This is a genomic window from Streptomyces sp. IBSBF 3136, assembly GCF_036815105.1.
In the GTDB taxonomy this organism is placed as follows: Bacteria; Actinomycetota; Actinomycetes; order Streptomycetales; family Streptomycetaceae; genus Streptomyces.
The window spans coordinates 1089-19413 of record NZ_JAJSZC010000001.1; the positions used below are offsets into that span (position 1 = coordinate 1089).

The window sequence follows — 18325 nt, forward strand, 5'->3', positions numbered from 1 at the left end:
CCGGCCGAGGGCCCGGCAGCTCATCAGCGTGGGGGGGACGTGGGGCGGGGCGCGGGCGGCGCCGCCGGCGAGCAGCGCGATCTGGCCGTAGTCGCCGAACCGGTCCCGGGCCGAGGCCGTCCACACCTCGCCCCGCTCGCGCCACCGGGCCAGGTCACCGCCGTCGGCCGACCGGGCGCGCAGGGTGAACTGGTTGGTGCGACGCACCAGTTGCTCGCCGCGCTCGGCGTCCGCGTCCGTCAGCTCGCGAATGTCGACCACCAGGTCGAGATCGGCGAGGAACTCCTCGAACCCGGCGCTCTCGCGGACGGCGTCGCGCTCGCGCTCCTGGGCGTAGAACCGGGCCCGCAGGGTGTCCTCGGCGGTCGCCGCGGCCGGCACGAGCGGCCACAGCCGGTCCAGGAACGCGTCGAGTCCGCCGGCCGGCGGGCAGGTCACGGACAGCACCTGCGGCAGTGCCGCGCGCATCTTGGCGATCTCGGCCGGGTTGTCGTCGAGGAACAGGAAGCTGTCCAGACCCAGGTCGAGGGTCCGGGCGGCCTCGGCGAGCCGGCCCGGCTTGGGGCCCCAGGCGGCGGAGACCACGCTGAAGTGCTCGGCCTTCAGCAGGCTGTCGGGGCGGTCGAGGACGGCCCGGACCGTGGCCTCGTCGTTGTTGCTGACCAGCGCGAGCAGCACACCCGCCGTCCGCCACCGCAGCAGCCTGCGGGCCAGCGCGGCGCGGGGTCCGGTGAGGTCCACGGCGTCCGGACCGATCTCGCCGGCCACCCCGCCCCACAGAGTCTCGTCGCCGTCGACGGCGATCACCTTGGGCACGGGACGCCGCACCGCCCGTACCGTCTCGGCCAGACGCAGCGCGACGGCGGCCTGGAACTCGGGGGTGAAGGGCAGGTGGGCGAGCCGCTCGGTGCGCTCGTCGAAGCGGTTCTCGACGCTGTGGTACCGGGTCCACTCGTCCGGGCCGAGCACCGCGATGCCGGGCAGTCCGGTCAGGTCGGCGACTACGGCCTGTTCCCACGCGGCGAAGCGGTCCGCGCCCCGGACGGTCGGCAGGACCCCGACCACGAGCGGTCCGCGGGTGCGCTCGGCGAGGGACTTCAGGGCGGCCGGGTAGGCGCCGCGCAGTTCGGCGAGGACCGTGTCGTCCACGGGTCCGTACCGTTCCAGATCGGCGGCCCGCAGCAGGACGACGCGGACGTCGGTGGCCGGGTCGGCGAGGACGCCGGACGGGTCCTGGAGGGCGGTCAGCACCTGGTGGTAGGGCGCCTCGGCGACGGTGGCCCGCTCGTCCTCCAGTGCCGCCTCGCACATCGGCGGCAGGTTGCCGAGGGCGAAGGTGGCGGCGAGGGCGATCCGGGGTCCCGCGACGGGGGCCGGGGGCGTGGTGCTCGCGGGCGCGTCCGGGTCCGCGCCCGGCGGCACGGCGCTCACAGGCTGCGTCGCGTGCTCGGCCGCGCCCGGCGGCACGGTGCTCGCAGACGCGGTCGCGTCCTCGGCCGCGACCGGCAGCGCGGTGCTCGCGGGCGCCGTCGCGTCCCCGGCGGGAACCGGCGGCTCCGTGCGCACCGGTGTCGTCGCGTCCCCGGTCGTTTCGGAGAGCAGGCGCAGGAACTCCTCGCCGAGTGCGGTGGCGGTGTCCGCGTCCAGGATGTCGGTGTTGTGGTCGAGGCGGACGGTCCCGGCGTCCGGGGTCATGGTGACCATCAGGTCCAGGTCGGTGTGCCCGACGCCGGCGGGCAGCACCTCCAGGTGCCGCAACCGGCCGGAGAAGCGTACGTAGTTGAAGTACACCTCGACGAGCGGCGCGTCGGCGCGGTGCAGGCCCTGGCGGGCGAGCGTGGCGAGGACGTCGGAGAACATGGCGCCCTTGGCCAGGATCCGGCGCAGCCGCTGGTCGGTGCGGGTCAGCACGTCGGCGACCGGTTCGTGGGCGGCCGCCTGGGCGGGGAAGGGTACGGGGACGCCGAAGAAGCCCACCGCGCCGTACGCGTCGGCGTGGATGCGGGTGTCGACGGGCACCGCGAGCACGAACCGCTCCCGCTCCCGTTCCCGGGCCAGCAGCACGGTGAGGGTGCCGAGGCAGAACGCGGCGGGGGTGACGCCGAGGGCGCTCGCGGCGGCCGAGATCCGTTCGGTCAGCCCGTCCGGGAGGGCGACGGTGACGCTGCCGGAGCGGTAGGAGCGGACGGGCGGCCGCGGGTGGGCGAGGGTCAGGTCGAGGCGTCCGCTGCCCTCGAAGGCCGCGCGCCAGTCGTCGCCCGGGCCCGGGCCGCCGCCCTGCTGGGCCTCGATGAGCAGGTCGATGTCCCGGTTGGTGACGGTGCCGTCGAGCGGGGTGCCGGACAGTTCGGCGTCGATCTCCGCGGCCACGAGGAGCAGGGACTGCAGATCGCTGACCGCGTGGTGGGCGCCGAAGACCAGGATCTGGCCCCGCGGGTCCCCGTCGACGAGTTCGAACCGCCACAGCGGCGGGACGGCGAGGTCGAACGGCGGTTCCAGCAGCAGCCGCAGCCGCTCGGCGGCGTCCGCTTCCGCGGCCTCGCTCCAGCGCAGCAGCGGGGTGGGGGGCCGCCGGTCGACGCGCAGCTGCCGGCCGCCCTCGTCGCCGGTCACGACGGCGGTGCGCAGGGCCGCGTGCCGGGCGGCGAGCCGGTCGAGGATGCCGGTGAGTGCCTCGTGGGTGGTCGGCGCGGCGAGCCGGACGGCCAGGCCGACGCCGTGGGCGGCGTCGGGCATGTCCGGCTGGGCGCTGCGCAGCAGCCGTACGACGTCCCGGGTGGCCGGACGCAGTTCGGTCTCGGGGACGTCCTGTCCGGCTCCCCCGCCGCCGGTCCGGTCGCCACCGGTGCGTTCGGCCGGTGCGGCGCGCTCGGGGAGGGCGGCGGCGAGGGTGCGTGCCAGGCCGCGGATGTCGGTGGCGGAGAACACGTCGGCGGCCGGCAACTCGACGCCCAGTTCGCGGGCGAAGGCGTTGCGCAGCCGGACCAGCATGAGCGAGTCCAGGCCGAGTTCCTTCAGGGCGGTGGTCGCGAACACGTCCACGGCACCCCCGGAGACCTCGCCGACGCGGTCCCGCACGTAGGTCTCGAGCCACTCGGCGCGCTCCTGCCCGGTGGCCGCGAACACCCGCCGTACGAGGTCGTCGGTGTCCGCGCCGCCGGCCGGTACGGTGATGAGGTCGGCGAGCAGGGGGCGGCCGCGCGCCGCGTCCGGGTCGAGGGCGAGCAGGTCCCAGTCGAGGGCGATCGGGGCGAGCTGGCGGCGGGCCGAGGCCAGCACCCGTTCGAACAGCTCGCCGCCGTCCTGCGGCGAGAACGCGACGAGTCCCGAGCGGCTGGTCTCGGCGGCGCGGGTGCCGGACCCGGCGACCATGCCGACGCCCGACCAGGCGCCCCAGTCCAGGCTGAGCGCCCGCCGGCCGGACCGGGAGAGGTGGTGGGCCCACGCGTCGAGGAAGGCGTTGGCGGCGGAGTACGGGCCCTGGCCCGGCGAGCCCAGCAGACCGGCGGCCGAGGCGAACAGGACCAGGTTCCGGGCCTCCGGGACGAGTTCGGTGAGCAGGGCGGTGCCGAGGACCTTGGGGGCGAGGACGCGCCGGACCCGGTCCTCGGTGAGGTTGGGCAGGGTGGCGTCGTCCAGGACACCGGCGGCGTGGACCACGCTGAGGATGGGGCCGGCGGCGGCGCGCACGGCGTCCAGGGCGGTGGCGAGCGCGGCGCGGTCGGCGACGTCGGCGCGGGCGAGGTGCACGCCGACCCCGCGCTGTTCCAGGTTCCCGATGAAGGCGGTGGCGGCGGCGTCGGGCGTCCCCCTGCTCAGCAGGGCGAGCCGGCGGGCGCCTTGGCGTACCAGCCGTTCGGCGACGACCCGGCCGAGGCCGCCCAGACCGCCGGTGATCAGGTGCACGCCGTCCGGCTGCTGCCCGGGGCCGGCGCCGTCGTGGTCGGGCCGGGTACGGACCAGCCGCGGGACGAGGCGGCCGGTGCCGCGCAGGGCGACGAGGCGTTCGTCGTCGGCGTGCCGCAGTTGCGTCCAGAGCTGGTCGTCGCCGCCGTCGGCGGGCAGGTCGACCAGCGTGGTGGCGAGTTCCGGGTGCTCCTGGGCCACGGTGAGTCCGAAGCCCCAGGCGAGGGCCTGCTCGGGGCGGGTCACCTCGGTGCTGTCGCCGGCGGGCTGGCTGCCGCGTACGACGACGAACAGGCGCGGCGCCCGGTCCTCGGGCCGCCGGTGTCCGGTGAGGGCGCGGACCAGGTGCAGGGGGGTGAGGCAGCAGTGCCGGGCGGCTTCCTCGGCGCTGCGGGCGTCGGTGACGGGCGGGGCGTCGAGCGCGGTGAGCTGAACGACGCGCGCGGGCGGCGCGTCCGCGAACGCCTCGTCCAGCAGACGTGCCCACTGGGCCGGGTCGGCCGGGTCGAGGACATGGCGGCCGGGGCCTTCCGTGCCGTACGCGGTGCCCTGGCGGACGACGACGTGCGGGACCGTGTCGCCGAGCCGCCGGGAGAGTTCGTCGGCCACGCCCGTGTCGTCGGCGAGGATCAGCCAGCCGCCGTCGGCGGGCGGCGCCTGCGCTTCGGGGCGGGGCTGCCACCGAGTCTCGAAGAGGGCGCCGTCCAGCGGGGAGAGCGCGGCGAGCCGGAAGTCGTCCGCCGCCAGCACGAGCCGCCCGTCGTCGTCCCACAGACGCAGGTCGAGGACGGCGGTGTCGCCGTCCACGGCGCGCAGGTCGCAGGCGACCCAGGCGGGTGTGGTGCGCAGTCCGGTGAACCGCACGTGTCCGGCGCCGGCCGGCACGAACGCCCGGCCCTGCGGGGCGGTGGCGGGCAGCGCGGCCGTGTGGAAGGCGGCGTCGAGGGTGGCGGGGTGCAGCAGGTGACCGGCGGCGGGCCGGGCCGCGAGTCGGGCCAGGGCCGTGCCGCCGCCGTCGCGGTGACCGTCGGTCAGGCCGCGGAAGGCGGGGCCGTAGTCGATACCGAGAGCGGCGAGGCCGGCGTAGACGGCGGGCAGGTCGACCGGCTCGGCGCACCGGGCGCGCAGGGCGGCCAGGTCCGGGGCGGGGGCGGGTTCGGCGGCGCCGGTCAGCAGGCGCCCGGTCACGTGCCGTTCCCACCGGCGCTCACCGGCGGCCGCCGAGGCGACGGAGAAGTCCCGGGAACCGTCCTCGGCGGGCCGCAGGACGAGTTGCAGGCGTACGGGGCCGCCCGCGTCCAGGCGCAGCGGCTGGACGAACCGTACGTCGGCCAGCCGTGTCTCCGCACCGTCGCCGAGCGCGGCCGCGGCCTCGAGCACCAGGTCGAGGAAGGCGGCGCCCGGCAGCCACACCTCGCCCGTGACCCGGTGGTCGGTCAGGTAGGCGAAGCGGCTGTCGGCGAGGTCGATCTCGCTCTGGAAGAGGTCACGGCCGGGGTCGTCGCTGGCCTGGACATGGGTGCCGAGCAGCGGTGAGCCGCCGGTGGTGCCGGTCCGGACGGGGGCGAGCCAGTGGCGCTCGCGGGCGAAGGCGTAGGTGGGCAGGTCGGCGCGGCGGCCGTGCGGGAAGAGCGCCGTCCAGTCGGGGGTGTGCCCGGCCGTGTAAAGCTCCCCCAGCCTGCCGAGCAGGACCTCGTGCCCGTCGCGGCCGCGGCGCAGCGAGCCGATGCCGACCGCGTCGGTCCCGGCCTCGGCGGCGACCGCCTCGATCGCCGAGGTGAGCGAGGGGTGCGGGCTGAGTTCCACGAAGTAGCGGTAGCCGTCGTCGAGCATCCGGGCGATCGTGTCCGCGAAGCGGACCGGGCGGCGCAGGTTCGCGAACCAGTAGGCGGCGTCCAGGTCGGCGCCGTCGACCGGTTCGGCGCGCACCGACGAGTAGAGCGCGGTGGCCGTGCGGGTGCCGCCGACGCCGGAGAACCGGTCGAGGAGTTCCTCGCGCAGCGGCTCCATGAGCGGTGTGTGCGAGGCGAACGGCGTCGACAGGACGCGGGCGGGAACGCCGCGTTCCTCCAGTTCGCGGCGGAGTGCGGCGAGCGCTTCCGTCTCACCGGAGACGGCGGTGGCGCCGGGGCTGTTGACGGCCGCGGTGAACAGGCGGCCGGTGTAGGGCTCCAGCAGTTCCTCGACGTCGGCGGCCGGCAGTTCCACGGCGAGCATGCCGCCGTGCCCGACCAGCGGGACGACCGCGGCGGCCCGGGCGGTGACGGCGGTCACCGCCTCGTCCAGGGTGAGGGCGCCCGCGCAGTACGCGGCGGCGATCTCCCCCAGGCTGTGCCCGACGACCGCGTCCGGGGTGACGCCGAGCTCCCGCCAGGCGGCGGCCAGGGCCGCGTTGACGGCGAACAGGACCGGCTGGAGGTACTCGGTGCGGTCGAGCGGGGAGAACTCCTCGGGCGCGCGCAGCACGTTGAGCACCGACCAGCCCGCCCGCCGTTCGACGGCGGCGTCGATCCGGGTCAGCTCCGCGCGGAACGCCTCGGACTGGGAGAGCAGTTCCAGTCCCATGCCGGTCCACTGGCCGCCGTGCCCGGCGAAGACGAAGGCGACCTTGCCGGTCTGGTCCTCGCGGGGCGCGGGCAGCAACTTGCGTCCGCCGCTCGACGGGTCGAGCGGTTTCAGCGCGGCGAGCAGTTCCTCCCGGTCACCGGCGACGACCGCGGTGCGCCACTCGAAGTGGCTGCGGTGCCGGGCCAGGGTGCGCGCGACGCCTGGCAGGTCGGTGCCGGCGGTGAGGTGCCGGGCGAGCCGGGACGCCTGCCCGCGCAGCCCGGCCTCGCTGCGCGCCGACAGCACGAACAACCGCTTGTCGGAGGGAAGAACGGGCTCCGGCGACGTTGCCGCGGGCCTGGCCGGGGCCTCCTCCACGATGATGTGCGCGTTGGTCCCGCTGATGCCGAACGCGCTGATCCCGGCCCGGCGCACCCGCTCCCCCGTCGACGGCCAGGCGACCGGTTCCTGGAGCAGCCGGAGGCCGCTGCCGTCCCACTCGACGTGCCGGCTCGGAGTGCCGGCGTGCAGGGTGGGCGGCAGGGTCCCGTGCCGCAGCGACTGCACCACCTTGATCAGTCCCGCGACGCCCGAAGCGGCTTGCACGTGGCCGATGTTGGACTTGAGGGAGCCCAGGTACAGCGGGCGGTCCTGGGGGCGGGTGGCGGCGAAGACCTCGGCCAGGGCGTTGGCCTCGATCGGGTCGCCGAGGGTGGTGCCGGTCCCGTGCGCCTCGACGTAGTCGATGTCGGCGGGGGTCAGCCCGGACTGCCTCAGCGCGCGGCGGATCACCTGTTCCTGGGCCGGGCCGTTGGGCGCGGACAGGCCCTGGCTGCGGCCGTCCTGGTTGACGGCCGTACCGCGCAGCACGGCCAGCACCTCGTCACCGTCGCGTTCCGCGTCGGAGAGCCGCTTGAGGACGAGCATGCCCGCGCCCTCGGCCCAGATCGCGCCGTCGGCGTCGTCGGAGAAGGAGCGGCAGCGGCCGGTCGGGGACAGGCCGCGCAACCGGCTGAACTCCACGAAGGTCTGCGGGGTCACCATCAGCGTCACCCCGCCTGCCAGGGCCAGGTCGCACTCCCCGGCGCGCAGCGCCTGGGCCGCCAGGTGGGTCGCCACGAGGGAGGAGGAGCAGGCCGTGTCCACGGTCAGCGCGGGACCGTGCAGGCCGAGCGCGTAGGCCAACCGGCCGGAGGCGACACTGAGCGCCGAACCGGTGCCGACGTAGCCGTCGAGCTGGTCGAGCCGGGAACCGGCCAGATAGTCGCTGCCGAACATGCCGACGTACACGCCGGTCGTGCTGCCCTGGAGTCCGGCCGGCACGATGCCGGCGCGCTCCAGTGCCTCCCAGGCGGTCTCCAGCAGCAGCCGCTGCTGGGGATCCATGGCCGCGGCCTCCCGAGGCGTGATGCCGAAGAAGCCCGCGTCGAAGGACTCGATGTCGTCGAGGAAGCCGCCCTCACGGGCGTAGGACTTGCCGAGGGCGTCCGGGTCGGGGTCGTACAGGGACTCGACGTCCCAGCGTCCGGCCGGGAACGGGCCGACGGCGTCCCGGCCCTCGGCGACCAGGCGCCACAGACCGTCCGGGTCGGTGACCCCGCCGGGCAGCCGGCAGGCCATGGCCACGACCGCGATCGGCGCGTCGGCCGCCGGGGCGGAGGCGGTGCCGGGGGCGGCGGCCTGCCGGGTGGCGCCGGGCGTGCCGCCCAGCACCTGCTTCAGCAGGTACGCGGCCAGCCGGTCGGCGGTGGGGTGGTCGAAGAGGAGGGTGGCGGGCAGCCGGACGCCGAGGCGGGCACCGATGCGGTTGCGCAGTTCGACGGCGGTGACGGAGTCCATGCCGAGGTCGCGCAGCGGCTGGTCGGGGCGCACGGATTCGGCCGAGCGCAGCCCGAGGGCGCGCGAGGCCTCGTCGCGGACGAGGGCGACGACGCGTGCGGCGCGCTCGGCCTCGGGCAGCCGGGCCAGGCGGTCGGCGAGGGCGTCCGCCGCGTCCGGGGTGCGCGGCGCCGGCAGCAGCGACCGCCACAGGGCGGTCGAGGCGGCGCCGGAGGCGCGCAGGCGGGGCAGGTCGAGCGCCCAGGCGACCACGTGCGGGGCGTCCCGCCGCAGGGCCAGCGCCACCAGGTCGCGGCCCTGCTCCGGGGTGAGCGCGCGGTGCCCGAGCCGGGCCATGCGGTCCAGGTCGGCGTGGGCGGCGGCCAGGCCCTCACCGGCCCAGGCGCCGAAGGACACGGAGACGCCGGGCAGGCCCTGGGCCCGCCGGTGGTGGCCGAGCTGGTCGAGCAGCACGTTGGCGGCCGCGTAGTTGCCCTGTCCTGCGTTGCCCACGACGCCCGCCGCCGACGAGACGAGCAGGAACAGGTCGAGCGACAGCCCCGCGGTGAGCCGGTGCAGATGGAGGGCGCCGTCGGCCTTGGGCCGCAGGACGCGCGCCAGCCGCTCGGGCGTCAGCTCGGCGATCACGCCGTCGTCCAGGGCCCCTGCGCAGTGCACGACACCGCGCAGGGGCAGCCGCTCCCCCGCCCGGGCGACGGCCTCGGCCACGGCGGCCGGGTCGGTGACGTCACAGGCGACGACCTCGGCCTCGGCGCCGAGCGCGGCCAGCTCCGCGATCGTCGCGGCGGCGCGAGGGTCCTCGGCTCCCTGGCGGGCCGTCAGCAGCAGCCGGGGGACTCCCCGTTCGGCGAGCAGCCGGGCGATGTGCCGGCCGACGGCTCCCAGGCCGCCGGTGATCAGGACGGTGCCGTCCGTGGGCAGGGACGGGGTCGCCACGTCGGCGCGCTCCGCCGTTCCCCGGGCGTTCGCCGGACGGGCGCGCACCAGCCGGGGAGCCAGCAACTTGCCGCTACGAAGGGCGAGTTCGGGCTCGTCGGCGAGGGCAGCGGCGGTCGCGAGCACCGACGCGGGGGCGTCCCCCCGCGGGTGTGCGCCGAGGTCGAGGTCAGGTCCGGGGTCGGCGCCCGGGTCCAGGTCCACGTCCAGGTTCACGTCGAGGTCGAGGTCGAGGTCGAGCAGGGTGAGACCGAGGTCCGGGTGTTCGGCACGGGCGCTGCGGGCCAGGCCCCACAGCACCGACCGTGCGTAGCCGGGCACCGCGTCGCCCTCGGCGGCGGCGACCGCGCCACGGGTCACCCACAGGGTCCGCCGGGGTGCCCGGTCCTCGGGCAGGGCGATGAGCTGCTGGAGTTCGGCGAGCGCGGTGGCCGCCAACTCGTGCGCCGCACGCGCGGGTTCCTCGTCGGTCGCCACGTCCGGCCAGACCCGTACGACGACGTCGGCGCCGGGCTCACGGCGCTCAGCCGGGGGCTCCTCGGCGACCGTCGTCCAGGCCACCTCGTACAGGTGCCGTGCGTTCTCCGAGCCGGCGTCCAGGTCGGCCGGGTCCGCGGCGCGCAGCCGCACGTTCTCCAGGCGCCCGGCGGGCAGGCCGTCGGGGTCCCACAGGGTGACGTCCAGGGTGAGGTCGGTGCCGGAACCGCCGGTGCGCCGCACCCGTGCGGTCAGCTCGTGCGCGCCACCGGACGGCAGGACCGAGCGGCCCACGGCGACGGGGAGCAGGGCGCGCCCGTCGGCCGGTGCGAGGGCCGCGGTCACGTGGAGGGCGGCGTCCAGCAGGGCCGGGTGCACCGGGTAGGGGTCGGTCGTGTCACGGACGGTGGCGGGCAGGCCGATGCGGGCGAGGAGTTCTCCGTCGCCCGTGGTGACCGCGGACCGTACCGCCTGGAAGGCGGGCCCGTAGCCGAGGCCGAGGGCGGCCAGCCGCTCGTAGGTCTGCTCGGTCCATGCCTCCTCGGCGGTGTCCGGCCACACCGGAGGACCGCCCGCCGTGTCCGGGACCGACTCCGCGGCGGAGGCGGACGCGGAGGCGGTGGCGTGCAGGGTCCAGCCGGGGGCGTCCTGGCCGCGCGGGCGGCTGTACACGGTGATCTCGGGGACGGACGAGGCGGTGACGACCTCGACGCAGACCTCGACGGTTCCCGTCGCGGGGAGGACCAGGGGGGCGAGCAGCAGCAGGTCGGTGACGTCGGCGGGTTCGTCCGGGCGGGCCACGGCCAGCGCGGCGCGGCACAGCTCCATCAGGGTGGTGCCGGAGACCACGGTGCGGCCGAAGACGGTGTGATCGGACAGCCAGGCGGCGGTGCCCGGCGACCATTCGTCGCGGAAGGTCCAACGGGTCTCGTCGGCGGACTGCAACTGGATGCCGAGCAGCGGGTGCGCGGCCCGGTCGAACAGGGCGGGCCCGGCGGTCGCGGTGTCGGGCTCGATCCAGTGGCGGGGCGCGTCCCAGGCGTAGGTGGGCAGGTCGGCGGTGTCTCCGTCCCGGACCAGCCGCCGCCAGTCGACGTGCCGGCCGTGGACGTGGAGTTCGGCGGTGGCCCGGTCCAGGCAGGCGGGGCCGCTCTCGTCACGGCGCAGCGAGCCGACGGCGGTCAGCTCCTGGCCGGTGTCCTCGCCCACCGTGCGCAGGGCGGTGAGCAGGGACGGATGCGGGCTCAGCTCGACGAAGTGGCGGTATCCGTCGGCGAGCATGCGCTCGACGGTGGGCGCGAAGCGGACGGTCTCGCGCAGGTTGGTGTACCAGTAGCCCGCGTCCAGCTCCTCGGTGACGGGTTCGCCGGTGACCGTGGAGTACCAGGCGGTGTCGGTGGGCAGGGTGATGACGCCGTCGAGTTCGTCGACGATCCGGTCCCGGACCGGTTCCACCCGGGCGCTGTGGGAGGCGTAGTCGACGTCGAGGCGGCGGACGAAGACCTGGCGGGCTTCGAGGGCGGTGAGCAGCTCCTCCAGCGGTTCGACGGCACCGGCGACGACGGTCGCCCGGCCGCTGTTGACGGCGGCGACCGAGACGTCGTCGCCGAGGAGGCCCGCCACCTCGGTGTGGGGCAGCGCGACCACGGCCATGGTGCCGCTGCCGGACAAGCCGGTCAGGGCCTGGCTGCGCAGGGCGACCACGGCGGCCGCGTCGTTCAGGCTGAGCGCCCCGGCCACGCAGGCGGCGGCGACCTCGCCCTGGCTGTGCCCGATCACGGCGTCCGGGCGGACGCCCCGGGCCCGCCACACGGCGGCCAGGGACACCATCACGGCGAACAGGGCGGGCTGTACGACGTCCACCCGGTCCAGCGGCGGGGCACCTGCGTCGCCGCGCAGCACGGCGGTGACGGACCACTCGGTGAACGGGCGCAGGGCGGCGTCGCAGCGGTCCAGCTCGTCGGCGAAGACGGGGTCCCGGTCCAGCAGGTCACGGGCCATCCCGGCCCACTGGCTGCCCTGCCCGGGGAAGACGAAGGCCAGTTTCCCGGCGGGGCCGGCCTGCTGGGGGCCCGCGGTGAGGTCGGGGTCGGGCCGTCCGTCCGCGAGCGCGCGCAGTCCGTCGAGGAGCCGGTCACGGTCGGCCGCCTGGACGACGGCCCGGTGGTCGAAGTGGGTGCGGTGATGGGCGAGGGTCGCGGCGACCGCGGCGAGGGGCGCCGCCGTGTCCGCCTCCAGCGCGCCCAGCAGCCGGGCGGCCTGGCCGTGCAGGGAGGTCAGGCCGCGGGCGGCTCCGTGGAACCGTGTCCGGCTGGGCCGGACCGCTCGCCGGGGCCGCGTTGCCCGGCGAGGCCGGCCTGTGTGGCGAGGCCGGCCGGTGTGGCGGGCCCGGCCGGTGTGGCACGGCCGGCAGAGTCGGCCGGAGTCGCCGAGTCGGGGTCGGCGCCCGCTCCTTCGGTGCTGTCGGACCCGGTCGAGGACCGCGGGGGTTCCTCCAGGATCACGTGGGCGTTGGTGCCGCTGATCCCGAAGGCGCTGACGCCGGCCCGGCGCACCCGGTCGGCGGTGCGCGGCCAGGCCGCGCCGGCGCTCTGCACGCGCAGGCCGCTGCCGGTCCAGTCGAGGTGGTCGGTGAGGTGCTCGGCGTGCAGGGAGGCCGGAAGCTCCTCGTGGCCGAGGGCGAGGACGGTCTTGATGACACCGCCGATGCCGGCGGCCGCCTGGGCGTGGCCGATGTTGGACTTGAGGGAGCCGATGGCGAGGGGGCGCCCGGTCGGGCGGTCCGGGCCGAACACGTTGGCGAGGGCCCGCAGTTCGATGGGGTCGCCGAGCGGGGTGCCGGTGCCGTGGGCCTCCACGTGGTCCAGGTCGTGCGGGGTGAGCCCGGCCGCGTCCAGGGCGGCGCGCAGCACCCGTTCCTGGGCCGGGCCGTTGGGTGCGCTGAGGCCCTGGCTGCGGCCGTCCTGGTTGATCGCCGAACCCTTGACGACGGCCAGGATCCGGTCGCCGTCCCGGCGCGCGTCCGCGAGCCGCTTCAGCAGCACGAGGCCGCAGCCCTCGGCCCACACGACCCCGTCCGCGTCGGCGGAGAAGGGGCTGCACCGCCCGGACGGGGACAGCCCGCGCAGCCGGCTGAACTCGACGTGTCCGCGCGGGGTGACCAGGAGCGTGGCCCCGCCCGCGAGCGCGAGGTCGCACTCGCCGCCGGCCAGGGCGCGCGCGGCGAGGTGCAGGGCGACCAGCGAGGAGGAGCAGGCGGTGTCGACGGTCACCGCGGGCCCCTGGAGGCCGAGGGTGTAGGCGATGCGCCCGGAGGCCACGCTGGCGGCGGAGCCGGTGCCGACGTGGCCGTCGAGCTGCCCGAGCGGGGCGGCGGCCAGATAGCCGCTGTCGTAGAGACCGAGATAGACGCCGGTGGAGGTGCCGTTCAGGGACTGCGGGAGGATCCCGGCGCGCTCGACGGTCTCCCAGGCGGTCTGCAGGAGCAGCCGCTGCTGCGGGTCCATGGCGGCGGCCTCGCGTGGGGAGATGCCGAAGAAGGCCGCGTCGAAGCGGTCGATGCCGCCGTCGAGGAAGCCGCCGCGCAGGGTGTAGGCCTTGCCGGTGGCCTCGGGGTCGGGGTCGTACAGGCCGTTGGTGTCCCAGCGGCCGGCCGGCACCTCGCGGACGGCGTCCTCGCCCGCGGCCAGCAGCCGCCACAGCGCCTCGGGGTCGTCGGCGCCGCCGGGGAAGCGGCAGGCCATGGAGACGATCGCCACCTCGTCGTCGGAGCCTCCGCGGGCGCCGTCCGGGCCCGGTGAGGGGGCCGGTGTCGATACCTGGACCGGTGCCGGTGCCGGTGCGAAGACCGCCTCGGCGACGGCGGCGATCGTGGGGTGGTTGAAGACGAGGGACGGTTCGAGGGGGTGGCCGGTCAGCGTGCCGAGTTCGGCGGCGAGCGCGACCAGGTGGCGTGAACCGAGGCCGAATTCGGTCAGCGGCCGATCCGGGTCGACCCGGGCCGGATCGGTGCCGGCCGCCTCGGCGACGGCCGATGCCAGCCAGGCCCGGACCCCCTCGGAGGTCGTCAGGGACGGCTCGGGGGTCTGCTTCGGGGACTCGTTCGCAGGCATCGGGGCAGGTGTCCTCGTGACTCGGGCTCAGGCTCGGGCTGGGTGCCACGCCGGGCGACGGGCGCGCGGTACTGCGGGGCGGGCACCGGGTGGTGCGGCACGGCGCGGCGCGCGGCCGGTGTGGCGGCGGCTGCGCGGAGGTGACGGGGCCTCCGGCGCGTCGGTCGCGCCGGAGGCGGGCGGTGTCAGGGCACGACGGGGCCGGTGACCACCGCGAGGGTGCCGTCGAGGTACGCCGCCCGGGTGGCGCGGCGCTGGATCTTCCCGCTTGAGGTCTTGGGGATGGTGCCGGGCCGCACCAGGACGACCTCGCGCACGGACAGTCCGTGGGCCTCCCCGACCGCGCTGCGGACGAGGTCGGTGATCTTCTCGGACTCGCCGGCGTCGTCCGGGGCGATCTCGGCTACCAGAACGGGCTGTTCGCCGTCGGCCCCGGCGTCCACGGAGAACGCCGCGGTGCAGCCGGGGCGCAGCGCGGGGTGGGACAGCTCGGCGGTCAGCTCCAGGTCCTGCGGGTAGTGGTTGCGGCCGTCGACGACGAGGAGGTCCTTCAGCCGGCCGGTGACGAACAGTTCGCCGTCGCGCAGGAAGCCGAGGTCGCCGGTGCGCAGGAACCGGCCCTCGCGGCCCGGGAGTTGGGCACGGAAGGTCTCCCGGGTGGCGAGGGCGTTGCGCCAGTAGCCCTTGGCGACGCTCGCGCCGCCCACCCAGATCTCGCCCACCTCGCCGTCGGCGAGTTCCTTGTGCCACTCGGGGTGGACGACCGCCACGGTGACGCCGGGCCCGGGCCGGCCGCAGCCGACGGCGGCCGCGTCGGCCGCACCCGCGTTCGGGGTGCCCTCGGCGGCGGCCAGCAGGGTGGGCGCGCCGGCCACGTCGCCGCCGGTGACCATCAAGGTGGCCTCGGCGAGGCCGTAGCAGGGGTAGAGGGCCTCGCGGCGGAAGCCGGCCGGGGCGAAGGTGTCGGCGAAGCGGCGCAGCGTGGCCGCCCTGACCGGCTCGGCGCCGTTGAAGGCGACCTTCCAGGAGCTGAGGTCGAGGCGGTCGAGCAGGTCGGGGACCGCGTGCTTCAGGCACAGCTCGTAGGCGAAGTTGGGGCCGCCGCTGGTGTGCGGGCGGTAGCGGCTGACGGCGGTGAGCCAGCGGTCCGGCCGCTGCAGGAAGTGCAGGGGGGAGAAGAGGGTGGCGGTGGCGCCGAGGTACACCGTGTTCAGGACGGGTCCGATGAGGCCCATGTCGTGGTAGACCGGCAGCCAGCTGACGAACAGCTCGTTGCCGTGCTCGGCGAGCACGTCGGGGGTGTGGCCCATGCGCTCGGTGATGACCCGCTCGTTGTCGAGCAGGTTGCCGTGGGTGACCGCGACGCCGCGCGGGGCCGAGGTGGAGCCGGAGGTGTACTGGAGGAAGGCGACGGAGTCCGCGGTGAGTTCGGGTTCCCGCCAGCCGGCGGCCGCCTCGTCGGTGATGTCCTCGGTCGCGACGCGGGTGATCCCGTCGAGTTCGGGCAGGTGCTCAGCCATGCCGTCGAGCGCGGCGATCACCTCCCGGCCGCCCAGGATGACCTTGGCGTCGGCGTCGGCGACCAGGCGCTTCGTCCGCGTCAGCGCGCGGTGGTTCTGCGCGCGGCCCTGCGGGGGCACGCCGGGTACGGCGATCACGCCGGCCGAGAGGCAGCCGAGGTAGGCGCAGACGAACTCCAGGCCGGGCGGGTGGAGCAGCATGGCACGGGAACCGGCCAGTCCGCGTTCCTGCAGCCAGGCGGCGACCGCGCGGGCCCGGGTGGCGAGCCGGCCGTAGGTGAGTTCCTGGATCTCTCCGTCGCAGTCACCGGTGACGAGATGGCGGTACGCGACGCGCTCGGGATGGTTCGAGGCATGGGCGGTCAGTAAATCGACCAGGGAACGTGCCATGGGACGAGTCACACCTGTCTGAGGAGGTGGGCGCGGAAAGTGAGTTCGAGAACCCGGACCGCACGGCGGGTCGCCGGCCGTGGCCAACCCGGCCCCCTTGCCGGGTTGTTGAGTTCGGCTCCCGCCCGGGGAGCCGCACGTCGGCAGCTGCGCGTGATCCCCCCGCAGCGCTCCGCTACCAACGAGTAGCACCATAGCAAGTCCGTTCGGCCGAACCGGCGGGCGTAGGTGAACGCCGTGTGTCCAAGGGAGTTGGACCAGCGTGCACGCAGCGCATGCGATCTACGACACAGTGCGTTCGGTCGTCCGTTCTGCCCCGAATGCCGGAGAGGTGATTCCGCCCTATCGTTCTGTCATGGAGCACGCACTCAGTCCCGCAACCCTCGCCGAACTGCGGCGCCCGCGTCCCTACCCGGCGGTGTCCGTGCTGACACCGACGCACCGCCGCGAACCCGAGAACGGCCAGGACCCGGTCCGCCTGCGCAATGTGGTGGCCGAGGCCAGGAAGCGGCTGGAATCCGATCCCGCGGTCAGCCGGGAGCGGCGCGCCGACGTCGTGGCACAGCTCGACCGCGCGCTGTCGGAGGTGGACCTGGCGCACGCCGAGGACGGCCTGGTGATCTTCGCCGCCCCGGGTGAGCACCAGGTCTGGTCGCTGTCCCGCAGCGTTCCCGAACGGGTCGTCCTGGCCGACACCTTCCTCACCCGCAACCTGGTCTCCGCACAGGCCGCCGAGCAGCCCTTCTGGGTGCTGGCGCTCTCCGCCGACCGCATCACCCTGTGGAGCGGCGGTACCGAGGGGGTGGTCGAGGCCCGTACCGGCGGCTTCCCGCTGATACGCGTCCGGGAGAACTTCGACGCCGAGCGCCGGCAGCGCATCGGCGACCTGCCGAGCACCTTCCGCGACGAGGGCACGCGTCAGTTCCTGCGCGAGGCGGACACCGCCCTCGGCACGGTCCTGCGCGACCAGCCACGCCGGCTCTACATCACCGGTGAAGAGGCGGCGCTCTCCCTGCTCGACGAGGTCGGCAGCGCCGCCGCGGACGCCGTCCACGTCCGGCACGGTGGGCTCGCCAACGCCGGCCCGGAGGCCGTGTGGCAGGCCATCGCGCCGGTGGTGGAGGCGGAGAACCGCAGAAGCACCGCCTCGGTGATCCGGGAACTGACGGCGGCGCGCGGCCGCCGGACGTACGCCGCCGGGCTGGACGAACTGTGGCAGAGCGCCCGGGACGGCCGGATCCGGCTGCTCGCGGTGGAGGAGAACTTCCGCGCCACGGTCCACGACCTCGGCGACCACCTCATGCCCGCCGAGCCCGGCGATCTGGACGCCCGCGACGACATCGTGGACGAGATCGTCGAGCAGTGTCTGGAGACGGGCGCCGAGGTCCGCTTCGTCCCCGACGGCGCCTTGGGCGACGCCGACGGCCTCGCGGGCGTGCTGCGTTACTGAGGCACTCCCCGGCGGGCGTCCCGACGGCGCCCCCGGCGCGCTCCCTCCCGCGGCGTACGCTACGGCGAGATCGTCGGCGAGAGGGAGCACGCGCGTGGGTGACCTGTTGGGTGTGGCCGTACTGGGTGCCGGGCACATGGGGGCCGACCACGTACGGCGCCTCGATCAGGTGGTGAGCGGCGCCAGGGTGGCCGCCGTCGCCGACCCAGACGCCGACCGTGCCGAGGAGGCGGCGGCCGGCCTGGACGGCGCCGTCGTGCTCACGGACCCGGTGGCCGCGCTCGACGCGCCCGGCGTGTCGGCCGTGCTGATCGCCTCTCCCGGCCCCGCGCACGAGGAGGCGCTGCTCGCCGCCTTCGCGCGTGGGCTGCCCGTGCTGTGCGAGAAGCCCATGGTGCCGGACTCCGCGGGCGCCCTGCGGGTGCTCGAGGCCGAGGCCCGGCTCGGCCGCCGGCTGGCGCAGATCGGCTTCATGCGCCGCTACGACGCCGAGTACCAGCGGCTGAAGGCCCTGCTGGACGAGGGCCGTCTCGGCCGTCCGCTGATGCTGCACTGCACCCATCGCAACGTGTCCTCCCCCGACCACTTCACCAGCGCGATGCTGATCAACAGCTCCGTCTCGCACGAGATCGACGCGGCCCGCTGGCTGCTCGGGCAGGAGCTGACGTCGGTCACCGTGCTGCGCCCGGCGCCTTCGGGCGGCGCGCCGCGGGGCCTTGCCGACCCGCAGTTCGTGCTGTTCGAGACCGAGCGCGGCGCGCTGGTCGACGTGGAGGTGTTCGTCAACTGCGGCTTCGGCTACCAGGTGCGCTGCGAGGCCGTGTGCGAGGCGGGCAGCGCCCGGATCGGCGACGGGCACACCATGGTGGTCACCGCACGGGGCGGCGCCGCCGAGGAGGTGGCGCAGGACTACCTGGTCCGGTTCGCCGACGCCTACGACCGCGAGGTGCAGAGCTGGGTCGACGCCACCCGGCGCGGCCGGGTCACCGGACCGAGCGTCTGGGACGGCTACGCGGCCTCCGTCGTCGCCGAGGCGGGGGTCCGGTCGCTGGAGAACGGCGGCCGGGTGGCCGTCGACCTGGCGCCGCGCCCGGAGCTGTACCGCTGAGCGCGCCGGTCGCCGCGGACCCGGCCGCTGACCGGCGCAC

General features: G+C 75.7%; 5 protein-coding genes. 2 read left to right on the forward strand and 3 right to left on the reverse strand.

Annotation, left to right across the window (positions count from 1 at the left end):
* From V7E45_RS00015 to V7E45_RS00025, 3 genes are all read right to left on the reverse strand, one after another.
* On the reverse strand, positions 1–11706 hold an 11706-nt coding region (locus V7E45_RS00015; RefSeq protein ID WP_333771959.1), incomplete at its 3' end, for an SDR family NAD(P)-dependent oxidoreductase.
* A 275-nt stretch (positions 11707–11981) separates the two neighbouring features.
* Positions 11982–13817 carry a type I polyketide synthase gene (locus V7E45_RS00020; RefSeq protein ID WP_333771960.1) on the reverse strand — a complete coding sequence of 612 codons (1836 nt, stop codon included), beginning with the start codon at positions 13815–13817 and terminating at the stop codon, positions 11982–11984.
* Positions 13818–14002: 185 nt separating this feature from the next.
* The gene (locus V7E45_RS00025) at positions 14003–15727 is read right to left on the reverse strand and encodes a fatty acyl-AMP ligase (RefSeq protein WP_333771961.1); all 1725 of its coding nucleotides are present in this window, start codon (positions 15725–15727) and stop codon (positions 14003–14005) included.
* A 355-nt stretch (positions 15728–16082) separates the two neighbouring features.
* Here V7E45_RS00025 and V7E45_RS00030 point away from each other — a divergent pair, with 355 nt between their 5' ends.
* Together V7E45_RS00030 and V7E45_RS00035 are read left to right on the forward strand one after the other, a co-directional pair.
* Positions 16083–17177: a baeRF3 domain-containing protein gene (locus V7E45_RS00030; protein ID WP_333771962.1), complete on the forward strand. Its 1095-nt coding sequence runs from the start codon at positions 16083–16085 to the stop codon at positions 17175–17177.
* Between the two features lie 94 nt (positions 17178–17271).
* Entirely contained in the window at positions 17272–18285 is a 1014-nt protein-coding gene (locus V7E45_RS00035; RefSeq protein ID WP_333771963.1) for a Gfo/Idh/MocA family protein, read from the forward strand.
* Positions 18286–18325: the final 40 nt, after the last annotated feature.

What these genes read in the sequence shown, in the direction of transcription:
- V7E45_RS00025 (WP_333771961.1), bottom strand. Translation starts at nt 15,727, where the DNA reads ATGGCACGTTCCCTGGTCGATTTACTGACCGCCCATGCCTCGAACCAT.
- V7E45_RS00020 (WP_333771960.1), bottom strand. Translation starts at nt 13,817, where the DNA reads ATGCCTGCGAACGAGTCCCCGAAGCAGACCCCCGAGCCGTCCCTGACG.
- V7E45_RS00030 (WP_333771962.1), top strand. Translation starts at nt 16,083, where the DNA reads ATGGAGCACGCACTCAGTCCCGCAACCCTCGCCGAACTGCGGCGCCCG.